Genomic DNA, 13125 nt, shown 5'->3' with positions numbered 1-13125 from the left:
GTGTTTAATATGGTGAATTTTTAGTTTTTAAACTCGTATTCGTTTACAGATTTTAAAACACTCTCTACAGTTGCTAATTTTGCAACCTTAACTGTTTTAAAATGTTTTTTAGCTTCAGTTGCAGTTGTATCTCCAATGCAAAATGCCACTTCATTTTCAGCAACTTTATTTTCTAACAAATAACTTTCAACAGCTGAAGGACTAAAAAATAGTAAGCCTTGAAACTTATTATCTAATTTTTTAGGTGTTAAATTTGTTTGATAACATTCAACTTCATTAACTGTAATATTATTAGCTTCTAATATTAAAGGAAGTTCTTCTCTACGTTTATTTCCACAGAAAAAAGTAACCTCTTTTTCTTCTAAATTCTCAACTAGATACTTCGCTAATTTAGCTGCAGAAGATTCTACTTTAGCAACTTTTCCAATTCTGCGTTCTATTAAACGTTTAGTTCTTTTACCTACGCAATAAATGTTTTCAAAATTTAATTCTAATGAAGAAAAACTACTCAACAGTGCTTCTACAGCATTTTGACTTGTAATTACTACGTTTTTAATTGGGTTTTTAACTACTATTGGCTTTAATCTATTATTTCGAATTGAAATAAAATCGCGCATTTCAATATTAATGTTAACATCAATACTGTTTGCTTGATCTTGCGACAAAAACTTAGTTGAAAAAACATTTATTTCTTTTTCAATTTCAATTTCTGGACGCATTAGTTTTTTTCCTCCTCTATCTATAATGTAGTTAGCTGCCTTTTCAGCTATATATCTAATTTTATCTTTTCTATCTGCATCAACTTCTTTAGAGTATTCCATTTTATGCTTTCCATCTGGACTAAACAATACACCTTTAAACTTAAACTCGTCTTTAATTATCATTGCCATTGCCCCGATTGGTGCAGTACAACCACCTTCTAACAATCTTAAAAATTCACGTTCTACTCCAACACAAAGTGCTGTTTCTTCATGATTTATTTCTTTTAGAATTTCTAAAAGCTCTTCTTTATCACCTAGGGCGGCAACCATTACAGCTCCTTGAGCAGGCGCAGGTACCATCCAATCTAATTTAAGTCCTTTTTGTTTTTCAGGAAGTAACTTCATTCTTTTTAAACCTGCTGCTGCAAAAATTGCCCCGTCCCAATCGTTATCTTCTAATTTTTGCAAACGTGTTTGAATATTACCTCTTAAACCTGTAATTGTGTGGTTTGGGTAACGATATAGCCATTGTGCTTTTCTTCTTAAACTTCCTGTTGCAACAATTGCAGAATGGTTATCAAAAAAATTAACATCATCTTTTATAACTAGTATATCGCTAAAATCACCACGTTTTAAAACTGCTGCTTGAACAATTCCTTCTGCTAATTTTGTTGGTACATCTTTAAAAGAATGTACAGCAATATCAACTTTATTATTTAACAAAGCAATATCTAAATTTCTAGTAAAAACTCCTGTAATCCCAAGCTCATACAAAGGTTTATCTAGCACAACATCACCTAAAGAATCTATCTTTACTATTTCTGTTTCGTGTCCTAAAGTTTCTAATTGATGTGCTACGGTGTTTGCTTGCCAAAGTGCTAACTCGCTTGATCGAGTTCCAATTCTAATCTTGTTCATTTAAATTCATTTCTTTTACATTGAATACTTTGCGCATTACATCAATGCTTTGATTTACCGAAGTGTCTTCTTCTTTTAAATGTTTTACAAATTGCGTAGTAATTTTTTGAATAATTCTTGAAGTTATTACTTCTGCTTGCTCAACATTAAAGTCTTTTATTTTTTTTGTTTGAAAATCTATTTCATCATTTTTTATAGATTCCAATGATGTTTTTAAAGCATTTACTGCTGGCATTAATTTTCTATGTTCTATCCAATCGTTAAATTCTGCTTTATATCTTAAAATTATTTCTTCTACTGCTGGAATTTCATTTTTACGAGTCTCAATTGTTTCGTCAGTTATTTTAGAAAGTTCGTCTAAATTTACCAAAGTTACACCCTTTAACTTTTTAACTTCTGGGTTTACATTTTCTGGCATTGATAAATCTAAAATTAATAGATTTTTATCCTTATTTATATGCTCTTTTAAAATAGTAGCTTTACTTGAACCTGTAGAAACAACTAAAATTTCAGTATTTTCAATTTCATTAATTAAATCTACTTTATCCTTAACAATAATTTGAGGGTGTGTTTGTTGAAATTCAAGAGCCTTCGCTTTTGTTCTATTTATTAAAGTTATATTTTTATTTGTAGTATATTCAACTAAATTTTTACAAGTATTTTTTCCAATTTCACCCAAACCATAAATTAATACTTTTTTAGAATTAAAATCTACTTTGTGTTTTAACAAATACTGAACTGCCGCGTATGCAACTGAAGTTGTACCTGAACTTAATTTAGTGTTATTTTTAACTTCTTTACTCGCTTGTAAAACAAGATTCATTAAACGCTCCAAATAAGAATTTGTAGTATTTAAATCTTTTGCTTGGCTATAAGCTTCTTTTAGTTGTCCTACAATTTCATAATCACCTAAAATTTGACTTTCCAAACCTGTTCCAATTTTAAACAAGTGTTTTATAGCTTCTTTATTTTTGTATACAGTGGAAATATTTATAAAATCTTCAACATTACCTTTTGAATATTTTACTAATAAACTTATAAGCTCAAAAGGATGTTTTGCAAAACCTGTTATTTCAGTTCTATTACAAGTTGATAAAACTATAATACCCTTAATTCCATTCTCCCTTGCTTCTTGCAATAATAGCTTTTGATTTTTTTTTGAAATACTAAATGCACCTCTCATTTGCACATCAGCCTTTTTATAGCTCAAACCTACATTGTACAATTTAGCTGGTAAACTCTCCAAACTCATAAAAAATTAATTATCTTAATAAGTATCGACAAAAGTACATTTTCTTGTTTGCAAAAAATAGCGATAAAAGTACTTTTATTGTCGGAATAAGTTATTTTTAATTAATTTAGACTAGTTCTAAATAGTGATAAAATGCTATATACACTACTAGATACAGCAAATTAGGTATATTTTGATTTTCAAAATTAACATTTTTTTACAATAAATTATAGTTTTTTAGTATTCTAAAAAATTGTAATTTTGCTTATGTAAGTAAAAGAATATAGTATAAAATCTAATGCAAAATAATATAGAGAAGTATAGAAATATCGACAAAAGTACCCATTTGTTTTTTGATGAAAAAAAGACTTTTAAAATTATCCATTTCAACAACTTAAGTGACAAAACTAATTTTTATAACTACAAATTAGAGACTAATTATATCCAACTTTTTTTTTGTAAAAAGAATAAATGTAAAATTGCATTTAACATGGAACACTGTGCTGTTGAACTATTTGAAAACAATTCAAATATGGTGTACTTTAAAGATGAAAAAATGCTTGTTCTACATGAAATCCCTGCAAATTCTGAAGTTATTTGCTTATTAATTTCTATTGATTATTTCCATTCTTTATTCTCTTCCGAAGGCAACTTCCTATTTAACTTTAACAATTTTAAAGTTGGTCAACCCATTATTGAACCAAAAGAAATTAGTAATACTTGTAAACTTATTCTAAACCAACTAACAGCAAAAAATGTTGCTGAATCTCTTCAAGCAATTTACACTAAAGGTAAAATTTATGAGTTATTAAGCATCTATTTTAGTAATATTACACAAGAAAATAGTGACCATTGTCCTTACATTACAAATGAAGAAGTAGTTGGTAAAATTAAATTAGCAAAAGAAATTGTTATAAAAAACATGAACAATCCACCTTCATTAAACGATTTAGCTAAAGAAGTTGGTTTAAATATTAAAAAATTAAAATCGGATTTTAAAGAGTTTTATGGAGTTCCAGTTTTTACTTTTCTATTGAACTATAAAATGGAACTCGCAAAAAAATTATTACAAGAAAATAAAATGAATGTAAACGAAATTTCAACACATTTAGGCTATAGTAGTTCTAGTCATTTTATTGCAGCATTTAAACGTAAATTTGGAATTACTCCAAAACAATTTTCAAAATCTTAATTATGAAAGGAGCATTATTAGTAAATCTAGGTTCACCAGATAGTACTAAAGTTAAGGATGTAAAAAAGTATTTAGATGAATTTTTAATGGATAAGCGAGTAATTGATATTCCTTATTTAGTTAGAGCTTTTGTTGTAAAAGGAATTATATTAAATACAAGACCAAAAAAATCTGCTGAAGCTTATAAAAAAATATGGTGGGATGAAGGCTCTCCGTTAATTGTACTTTCAGAAAGACTTCATAAAAAAGTACAACAAAAAAGTGAAATTCCGGTTGAATTAGCCATGCGCTATGGAAAACCTTCAATAAAATCTGGTATTGAAAAACTAGTTGCACAAGGCGTTAACGAAATTTTCCTAATTCCATTATATCCACAATTTGCAATGGCAACAACAGAAACTATTGAAGTTTTAGCTGCTAAATTGGTTAAAAAACATTTTCCTAATATTCAATTAACCAACCTTCCCGCTTTTTATAATAAACAAGATTATATTTCGGTCTTAAGCAAATCAATTAAAAGTTATTTAGAAAAGGAAAAACCTGAACATCTATTATTCTCATATCACGGAGTTCCTGAACGCCACATTAGAAAATCTGATATTACAAAATCACATTGTAAAATTGATGGCAGCTGTTGCAATACTCCATCCCCAGCACATGAATTTTGTTACCGTCACCAATGTTACGAAACCACAAAACAAGTTGCAGAAGTATTAAATTTAGAAGAAGGAAGTTTCAGCACATCTTTTCAATCTAGATTGGGAAGAGATCCTTGGCTACAACCTTATACAGATAAAACTATAGAAGGTTTCGCTAAAAATGGTGTTAAAAATTTAGCAGTTGTAACACCTGCTTTTGTTTCAGATTGTTTAGAAACTTTAGAAGAAATTGGAATGGAGGCTAAAGATGATTTTATAGAAAATGGAGGTGAAAAATTTACAACTATTCCTTGCTTAAACGATAATGAAGATTGGGTTGACACCCTTACAAATTGGATAACTAATTGGGCTAAATAAACTTTTGTAGTAATTGCAAACAAAAAAACATCTTATGGGTATAATTAAAAAAGTAACAATATTAATAATAAGTTTAATAAGTGTTTTTGAGCTTTACTCACAAGAATTAAACTACAATAACAACAGAATTGCAGTTAGTTTTGATGGTAATAGCGCCCCAGATAAGCTATATAAATGGCCTACAGGAGACCCTGATGATTGGGGAGCTTTAGTAGCTTCTTGCGCAATAATGGCTAAATTAGAATTACAAGATAAATTAGTACATTGTTCTTACAATAATTTTATTGATGCTCCTGCTGGACCTGACAATAAAAATCAATTAAAAATTAGTGCTGATGGATGTATTGAAAGATGGGGTTTTGAAAAAAACGTATTTTTCGATGTAACTACTCAACTAAAAAAAGCAAAAGCAAATTTAGCAACAGAAATGGGGAAATCAACTGCTGAAGATCCATTATACTTTTTACATGCTGGCTTATCAGAATTTTTATATCAAGTAATAGAAGTGGTAATTGCTCAAGGAAATATTGAAGCACTGAATCATGTCTATCTTTTATCTCATAGTAAATTCAATGAAAATGAAATTCGAAGAGATTATCACCATACTTGGAATGATGTACAAAAATTATGTGGCAATCGTATTAAGTATAAAAAAATTAAAGATCAAAATGATAAAAATAATCCTGAAAATTTATGGCATTCAATGGATAACTTTTCAGTTTGGCACTGGATGAGAGACCACAAAGACCCAAACATTAGATGGATGTATACACGTATACAAGCACATAGTAAGGGGCATGCTGATATTTCAGATTGTGGTTTATTTTATTATTTACTTACAGGTGATGATAATGGAAACCCTCAAAAATTTAAAAACTTTATTGGAGAAGGGATATATAGTAATTAAAACAGAAATCAACACACCCACAACACCATATACAATTTATGCCTCTTTTTGAACTAACACAAACAAAAAACATTCAACTAACAATTTGTTACATCCGAAAAATCTCTATTTTTCCAGTTACACAAATTATATAAAAACTAATTATGCAATATCTTTACATAAAATCACTTCATATAATTTTTATAACAACTTGGTTTGCAGGTTTGTTTTATATTATTCGTTTATTTATTTATTACAAAGAAGCTGAAGAAAAACCTGAAATTGAAAAAAATGTTCTAATTAAACAATACAAGTTAATGATAAAACGCTTGTGGTATATAATAACTTGGCCTTCTGCAATATTAGCTACGTTTTTTGCTGTTTGGTTAATATTAACACCACTTGGTATGGCGTATCTTACTCAACCATGGATGCATATTAAATTAGGTTTTGTAGCGTTACTTTTTGCATACCATTGGACATGTCAAATTATGTACAATCAAATTAAAAAAGGACATTTAGAGTATTCATCCTTTACTTTAAGAATTTGGAATGAAGTTGCAACAATTATTTTATTTGCTTGTGTTTTTCTAGTTGTACTTAAAAACTCAATTGGATGGATTTTTGGAACAATAGGTATTGTTGGTATTTCCGTTTTACTAATGTTAGGAATAAAACTTTACAAGAATATTCGTAAAAAAAACAGCTGGGATAAATAAAGTATAATTTAACCTCGTTTTTAAACCTCTATTTTAAATAAAAAGCACTAATTAACATTAATTAGTGCTTTTTATTTTTCTTTTTGACTTTTTTATTAAATTTACCATAATTAAAACTGAATAATACTACATTTTTAACATTCTGTTTTTCAGCACCTTAAAAAAACAAACTGATTAAAATCATACTTTTTTTACCATATTTTTCGTATTTTTAATTAATAATTCACCTAATTATATTAACAAAAAATACGGAATGTGTATTTATCAACTTCAGTATTAAAAGGTTATCTGTAAATACTGTTGTTTTTCATCATATTTCTTAAAAATTTAATGAAATGAAACAACTTTTTTTAGGTAATGAAGCATTAGCTCAAGCAGCTATCGATTCAGGAATTTCTGGCGTATATGCTTACCCTGGAACTCCATCCACTGAAATTACAGAATATATTCAAAAATCAGAACTAGCTAAACAATTAAATATTCACTCTAAATGGTCAGTGAATGAAAAAACAGCAATGGAAGCAGCTTTAGGAATGTCGTATGCTGGTAAAAGAGTTATGGCTGTTATGAAACATGTTGGATTAAATGTTGCTGCCGATGTATTTATGAACATGTCTATTTCAGGAATTAATGGAGGTTTTGTAGTAGTTGTTGCAGATGATCCATCCATGCATTCATCACAAAATGAGCAAGATTCTAGGTATTATGGTCGTTTTGCTTTAATTCCAATTTTAGAACCTTCAACCCAGCAAGAAACTTATGATATAACACGTTATGCTTTTAACCTTTCAGAAAAAGTAGGATTGCCAGTTTTAATTAGAATGGTAACCAGATTATCACATTCTAGAGCTGGAATTACAACCTCTAAAAGAGAAGAACAAAAAGAAATTCAATTACCAAAAGATCCTCATCAATTTCAATTAATTCCGTTCTATGCCAGAAAAAGATATCAGCATTTAATTGATATTCAAAGCGATAATAGAAAACGTTCAGAAAATAGTCCATTTAATAAATATATAGATGGTCCTAATACTTCAATGGGAATTATAGCTTCTGGAATTGCCTTTAATTATTTAATGGAAGATTTTGAAGATGGTGGCTGCCCTTATCCAATTTTGAAAATTTCGCAATACCCAATGCCAAAAAAGAAAATAAAGAAACTTTTTAAAAACTGTAAAAAGATATTAATTTTAGAAGATGGCTACCCATTTATTGAAGAATTAGTTGGTGATTTTTTAGGAGAAGCTAAAAAAAGAAAAGTTATTGGTAGGTTAACAGGACATTTAAATAGAGTTGGAGAATTAAATCCAGATAATATTTCAAAAGCACTTGGTTTTGCACCTAAAAATGTTGAAGAAATTCCAGAAGTAGTTTCTAGTCGCCCACCAGAATTATGTGTTGGATGTCCGCATCGAGATTTATTTGATGCCATTAACGTACTTGGAAAAGAAATGAATAGCCAACAAGTTTTTGGAGATATTGGCTGTTATGCGCTTGGTGTTCTTCCTCCTTTTCAAAGTATTAATACTTTAATAGATATGGGAGCTTCTATCACTATGGCTAAAGGAGCTGCAGATGCTGGAATTCATCCTGCTATTGCAATTATTGGAGATTCTACTTTTACGCATTCTGGGATGACGGGATTATTAGATGCAGTTATTGAAAAAACACCAATAACAGTTATAATTTCTGATAATTCAGCGGTTGCTATGACTGGAACTCAAGATTCAGCAGCTTCTGGTAGATTAGTTTCAATTTGTAAAGGAATTGGAGTTGAAAAAGAACATTTAAAACTTATAACTCCGCTTCATAAAAATATGGAAAAAAATATTGACACTATAAGACAAGAGTTAAAATATAAAGGTGTTTCGGTAGTAATTGCTCAACGTCCTTGTATTCAAATTCCAAAAGCAATGAAAGCAAGAATAAGAGAAATAGAAAAAGAAACGGTGTAATTAAAAAATTCAGAAAATGAAATCAAATATAATATTATCAGGTGTTGGTGGACAAGGAATTTTAACCATTGCAGCCATAATAGATACAGCAACTTTAGCTAGTAATTTAAATATAAAACAATCTGAAGTTCATGGAATGAGTCAACGTGGTGGAGCTGTTCAATCTCATGTTAGAATTTCAGATAAAGAAATTTATTCAGATTTAATTCCTAAAGGAAAAGCTGACGTTATAATTTCTGTTGAACCTATGGAATTACTACGTTACTTGCCTTTTTTAAAAAAGAAAGGTTTTTTAATTACCGATTCAAATCCGTTTTTAAATATTACAAACTATCCTGAATTAAAAGATTTATATGCTGAAATTCAATCGCATCCAAACACTATTTTAATTGATGCAAAAAAAATTGCAAAAGATTTAGGAAACGCCAAAGCAACAAATATTGTTTTGTTAGGAGCTGCATCTTCTCTACTACCTTTAAGTAAAGAAAGTTTAAAAAAAGCTATAAAAAACTTATTTGAACGCAAAGGCGAAAAAATTGTAACTAAAAATTTAGAAGCTTTTGAAAAAGGAAAAGAAATAGCTTCTTCATTAGCTGTATAAAAACAAAACACATGTTGCACTCAAAATTTTTAAATCCTAAAAGTATTGTAGTAGTTGGAGCTTCCAATAACACTCACACTCCCGGAGGAAGCGTTTTAAAAAACTTACTAGCTCATAATTTTAAAGGCGAATTAATTGCTGTTAACCCAAAAGAAACTGAAGTACAAGGTGTACAATGCTATAAACATGTTTCAGAAATTCCGAATATTGATGTTGCAATTATTGCAATTGCTGCTAAATACACTTTGGAAACTGTTCAAATTTTAGCGCAACAAAAAAACACAAAAGGATTTATTATTTTCTCCGCAGGTTTTAGCGAAACAAGTGAAGAAGGTAGAATTTTAGAACAACAACTAGTTGAAGAAATTAAAAAAGTTGGCGGAACTCTTTTAGGCCCAAATAATATTGGTTTAATTAATCAGAATTATACAGGTGTTTTTACAACTCCAATTCCAAAACTAGATCCAAAAGGAGTTGATTTTATTTCAGGATCTGGAGCCACTGCAGTATTTATTATGGAAGCTGCATTGTCAACTGGATTAACTTTTTCAAGTGTTTATTCAGTTGGAAACTCTGCGCAAATTGGAGTTGAAGAAGTTTTACAACATTTAGATGAAACATTTGATTCTAATAATAGTTCAAAAGTAAAATTACTATATATTGAAAGCGTTAACAATCCACCAAAATTGTTAAAACATGCGAAATCACTTATTCAAAAAGGCTGTAAAATTGCAGCGATTAAAGCTGGAAGTTCTGACGCTGGAAGTAGAGCTGCAAGTTCACATACTGGCGCTTTAGCGAATTCTGATGTAGCAGTTGATGCTTTATTTAAAAAAGCAGGAATTGTAAGATGCTTTAGCAAAAATGAATTAATTACGGTTGCTTCTATTTTTATGCAACCTGAATTAAAAGGAAAAAAAATTGCAATTATTACGCACGCTGGAGGTCCTGCAGTAATGTTAACTGACGCGCTTTCAAAAAACGGATTAAAGGTTCCTGAAATTAAAAATGAGAATAAATCTGATTTGTTATCTCAATTGTATCCAGGTTCATCAGTATCAAATCCAATAGATTTTTTAGCTACTGGAACGGCAGAGCAATTAGGTATTATTATAGATTTTTGTGATAAAAAATTCACTGAAATTGATGCAATGGTTGTAATTTTTGGAAGTCCAGGATTATTTAATGTATCTGAAGTTTACAAGGTTTTAAACAGTAAAATACAACAATGTAAAAAACCTATTTATCCTGTTTTACCCTCGTTAGTTAATGCTAAAAATGAAATTGAAGAATTTATAACTTACGGAAATATTAATTTTCCTGATGAAGTGCTATTCGGAAATGCTTTAGCTAAAATCTACAATACAAAAAAACCAATTAACCAAGAAAAGCCCATTTTTCAGATTAAAGAAAATACAATTAGAACAATTATTGAAACTTCTAAAAATGGGTATTTACATCCAAATAAAGTTAGAGAACTATTAGTTGCAGCAACAATTCCAATGGTTGAAGAAAAAATTTGCACATCTAAAGAAGAATGCAAAATAGCGATAACAAATTTTGGATTTCCTGTAGTTATGAAAGTTGTTGGACCATTACATAAAAGTGATGTTGGCGGAATTTTTTTAAATATAAATTCTGAAGAAAAGTTAACAACTGCATTCGACCAAATAATGCAAATTAAAAATGCCAAAGCTGTGCTAATTCAACCTATGAAAAATGGAACTGAATTATTTATTGGAGCTAAAAAAGAAGGTAAATTCGGACATTTAGTTTTAATTGGTTTAGGTGGAATTTTTATTGAAATTTTAAAAGATACTCGAGCTTGTTTAGCTCCTGTTTCTAAAGAAGAAGCAACAACAATGATAAGAAATTTAAAATCTTACAAAATAATTCAAGGTGTTAGAAATCAAGAAGGTGTGAATAAAAATTTATTTACTGAAATAATTACAAAAGTGTCTCAATTAGTTGAAATTGCACCTGAAATAGTTGAATTAGATTTAAATCCTTTAATGGGAAATTCAAAAGAAATATTTGCTGTAGATGCGAGAATTAGGATTGAAAAAACTAATTAGTTTTTACAAACTCTACTTCTCCCCTTTTTTCAGAACAAGTACTTCCAATTATATAATTTGTAGTTCTTGGATGTATTTTAAATGCTACGTTCTGATTTTTTAATTCCTGTAAGCTACATATAATTTTTTTATTAGAAATCTCATCATTATCAAACACAACTTTATCTATTTTTTCATTAGATATAATGCTTTTTACTTGTTCAATATTTTCAGCAAGACTTTTTGTTATAACTAAATATTTTTCTTTTAAACTATTAATAATATGCTTATTTTCAGTAAATAAAAGTAGATTTTTTGCTTCTAAAGGTTTTTCTTCATTATAAAATCTGAATTTTAAAAACTTCATTAAATACCAAATCTGAATTCCTAAACTCATGGTAAAATCATATAACAAATTCAGTCTAAAATGTTTTTTATAAAAAATCTTCATGGCTCCTAAAAAATATTTCAAATATTTAATATCTTTTTTAGTACTTTCACCTTTATAATGAATCACTTGCGTATCTGCCAAATAGTAATTCTGATATCCTTTAACCTTAACTTTGTAGCTTAAATCAATATCTTCTCCGTACATAAAGTAATCTTCATCAAAGCCTTTAACTTCTATATAAACTACTTTTTTAATAAACATAAATGCACCTACTAAAACATCAACAACTCCAGTTTCATTTTCATTAATATGCGTTGCATAATACTTTCCTGTTTGTTTACTAGAAACCCCAAATAACTTATTAAACGAGACTCTAGGTGTTGGAATTCCTCTTTTGCTTTCAGGTAAAAACTTTCCTGTTCCGTCCACTAATTTTACTCCTATAATTCCAATATTTGAACGTTTTTTTGCAAATAACAACAATTTATCAAAAGTATCTTCAGCTAAAACTGTATCAGGATTTAATATAAGAACGTATTTCCCAGTAGCAATTTCAACTCCTTGGTTATTTGCTTTTGAAAACCCCGTGTTATTTTTGTTTGCAATTAGTATTACTGAAGGATATTTTTTTTGAAGCATTTCACAGCTTCCATCTTTTGAATTATTATCTACAACTATAATTTCAGTTATACAATTTTTTGAAGCTGCTTGTACACTTAAAATACATTGCTCCAAAAAGTATTGAACATTATAATTTACAATTACAACTGAAATATCCATTTATTATAGCGATTTTTCGAAAGGAATTCTATTTAAAATACTTCTTCCAAGTGTTACCTCATCAGCATATTCTAATTCATCACCAACTGATATTCCTCTTGCAATAGTTGATGTATTTATTTCAAATTTTTCTAATTGTTTAAAAATATAAAAATTTGTAGTATCTCCTTCAATAGTTGAGCTTAACGCAAAAATAACTTCTTTTATTGTACCTTCTTTTACCTTTTCAATTAAACTATCAATAGTTAAATTTTGTGGTCCAATTCCTTCAATTGGTGAAATTTTACCTCCTAAAACATGATACAAACCTTTAAACTGCGCTGTATTTTCTATAGCCATTACATCTCTAATGTCTTCTACAACACATACAATTTCTTCATTTCTCATTGGGTTTGCACAAATTTCGCACAATTCAACATCCGAAATATTATGACATTTTCTACATAATTTAATTTCATCTACTAAATTATTAAGTGCTGAAGCTAAATGATGTGTATGCTCTTTTGGCTGTTTTAATAAATGTAATACTAACCGAAGTGCTGTTCTTTTACCTATTCCTGGTAATTGAGACACTTCATTTACAGCATTTTCCAAAAGTTTTGAAGAAAAATTCATTACGCAAATGTACTATTTGCAAACGATATTCTCAATAATTTTAGTTTCTTTGTTACCAAATTTAAA

Annotated in this window: 11 protein-coding genes; 7 read left to right on the top strand and 4 right to left on the bottom strand. The window is 28.8% G+C overall.

Going from position 1 to position 13125, the window contains the following annotated elements:
- Window positions 1–20: 20 nt before the first annotated feature.
- Window positions 21–1619 carry a hydroxymethylbilane synthase gene (hemC, locus tag R3X25_RS07505; RefSeq protein WP_317673485.1) on the bottom strand — a complete coding sequence of 533 codons (1599 nt, stop codon included), beginning with the start codon at window positions 1617–1619 and terminating at the stop codon, window positions 21–23.
- Window positions 1606–2871: a glutamyl-tRNA reductase gene (gene hemA / locus R3X25_RS07500; protein ID WP_317673483.1), complete on the bottom strand. Its 1266-nt coding sequence runs from the start codon at window positions 2869–2871 to the stop codon at window positions 1606–1608. Before hemA ends, hemC begins: the two co-directional genes overlap by 14 nt.
- A gap of 469 nt (window positions 2872–3340) precedes the next feature.
- Here hemA and R3X25_RS07495 point away from each other — a divergent pair, with 469 nt between their 5' ends.
- The 7 genes from R3X25_RS07495 (at window position 3341) to R3X25_RS07465 (ending at window position 11294) form a co-directional block, all read left to right on the top strand.
- Window positions 3341–4042, top strand: coding sequence for an AraC family transcriptional regulator (locus tag R3X25_RS07495; RefSeq protein ID WP_317673481.1), 702 nt, complete (start codon window positions 3341–3343; stop codon window positions 4040–4042).
- Window positions 4043–4044: 2 nt separating this feature from the next.
- Window positions 4045–5058 carry a ferrochelatase gene (gene hemH / locus R3X25_RS07490; protein WP_317673479.1) on the top strand — a complete coding sequence of 338 codons (1014 nt, stop codon included), beginning with the start codon at window positions 4045–4047 and terminating at the stop codon, window positions 5056–5058.
- A 34-nt stretch (window positions 5059–5092) separates the two neighbouring features.
- On the top strand, window positions 5093–5965 hold the full coding sequence (locus R3X25_RS07485; RefSeq protein ID WP_317673477.1) for a hypothetical protein: 873 nt from the start codon (window positions 5093–5095) through the stop codon (window positions 5963–5965).
- A 143-nt stretch (window positions 5966–6108) separates the two neighbouring features.
- Complete coding sequence (locus tag R3X25_RS07480; RefSeq protein ID WP_317673475.1) at window positions 6109–6663, top strand: CopD family protein; 555 nt, start codon at window positions 6109–6111, stop codon at window positions 6661–6663.
- 335 nt (window positions 6664–6998) lie between these two features.
- Window positions 6999–8618, top strand: a complete 1620-nt coding sequence (locus tag R3X25_RS07475) for a thiamine pyrophosphate-dependent enzyme (RefSeq protein WP_317673473.1) — start codon at window positions 6999–7001, stop codon at window positions 8616–8618.
- A 16-nt stretch (window positions 8619–8634) separates the two neighbouring features.
- Window positions 8635–9219, top strand: a complete 585-nt coding sequence (locus R3X25_RS07470; RefSeq protein ID WP_317673471.1) for an indolepyruvate oxidoreductase subunit beta — start codon at window positions 8635–8637, stop codon at window positions 9217–9219.
- An 11-nt stretch (window positions 9220–9230) separates the two neighbouring features.
- On the top strand, window positions 9231–11294 hold the full coding sequence (locus tag R3X25_RS07465; RefSeq protein WP_317673469.1) for an acetate--CoA ligase family protein: 2064 nt from the start codon (window positions 9231–9233) through the stop codon (window positions 11292–11294).
- Here the strand turns inward: R3X25_RS07465 and R3X25_RS07460 are convergent.
- Both R3X25_RS07460 and recR read right to left on the bottom strand, forming a co-directional pair.
- Entirely contained in the window at window positions 11287–12444 is a 1158-nt protein-coding gene (locus R3X25_RS07460) for a glycosyltransferase family 2 protein (protein WP_317673467.1), read from the bottom strand. The two genes, R3X25_RS07465 and R3X25_RS07460, sit on opposite strands and share 8 nt — an antisense overlap.
- Before the next feature lie 3 nt (window positions 12445–12447).
- The gene (gene recR, locus R3X25_RS07455; protein WP_317673465.1) at window positions 12448–13059 is read right to left on the bottom strand and encodes a recombination mediator RecR; all 612 of its coding nucleotides are present in this window, start codon (window positions 13057–13059) and stop codon (window positions 12448–12450) included.
- Window positions 13060–13125: the final 66 nt, after the last annotated feature.

This window comes from Lutibacter sp. TH_r2, assembly GCF_033101135.1.
Classification (GTDB): domain Bacteria; phylum Bacteroidota; class Bacteroidia; order Flavobacteriales; family Flavobacteriaceae; genus Lutibacter.
Note: the sequence above shows the minus strand (reverse complement) of the source record. Positions and strands in the feature narration are given on the sequence as shown.

What these genes read in the sequence shown, in the direction of transcription:
- hemC (WP_317673485.1), bottom strand. Translation starts at nt 1,619, where the DNA reads ATGAACAAGATTAGAATTGGAACTCGATCAAGCGAGTTAGCACTTTGG.
- hemA (WP_317673483.1), bottom strand. Translation starts at nt 2,871, where the DNA reads ATGAGTTTGGAGAGTTTACCAGCTAAATTGTACAATGTAGGTTTGAGC.
- R3X25_RS07495 (WP_317673481.1), top strand. Translation starts at nt 3,341, where the DNA reads ATGGAACACTGTGCTGTTGAACTATTTGAAAACAATTCAAATATGGTG.
- hemH (WP_317673479.1), top strand. Translation starts at nt 4,045, where the DNA reads ATGAAAGGAGCATTATTAGTAAATCTAGGTTCACCAGATAGTACTAAA.
- R3X25_RS07485 (WP_317673477.1), top strand. Translation starts at nt 5,093, where the DNA reads ATGGGTATAATTAAAAAAGTAACAATATTAATAATAAGTTTAATAAGT.
- R3X25_RS07480 (WP_317673475.1), top strand. Translation starts at nt 6,109, where the DNA reads ATGCAATATCTTTACATAAAATCACTTCATATAATTTTTATAACAACT.
- R3X25_RS07475 (WP_317673473.1), top strand. Translation starts at nt 6,999, where the DNA reads ATGAAACAACTTTTTTTAGGTAATGAAGCATTAGCTCAAGCAGCTATC.
- R3X25_RS07470 (WP_317673471.1), top strand. Translation starts at nt 8,635, where the DNA reads ATGAAATCAAATATAATATTATCAGGTGTTGGTGGACAAGGAATTTTA.
- R3X25_RS07465 (WP_317673469.1), top strand. Translation starts at nt 9,231, where the DNA reads ATGTTGCACTCAAAATTTTTAAATCCTAAAAGTATTGTAGTAGTTGGA.
- R3X25_RS07460 (WP_317673467.1), bottom strand. Translation starts at nt 12,444, where the DNA reads ATGGATATTTCAGTTGTAATTGTAAATTATAATGTTCAATACTTTTTG.
- recR (WP_317673465.1), bottom strand. Translation starts at nt 13,059, where the DNA reads ATGAATTTTTCTTCAAAACTTTTGGAAAATGCTGTAAATGAAGTGTCT.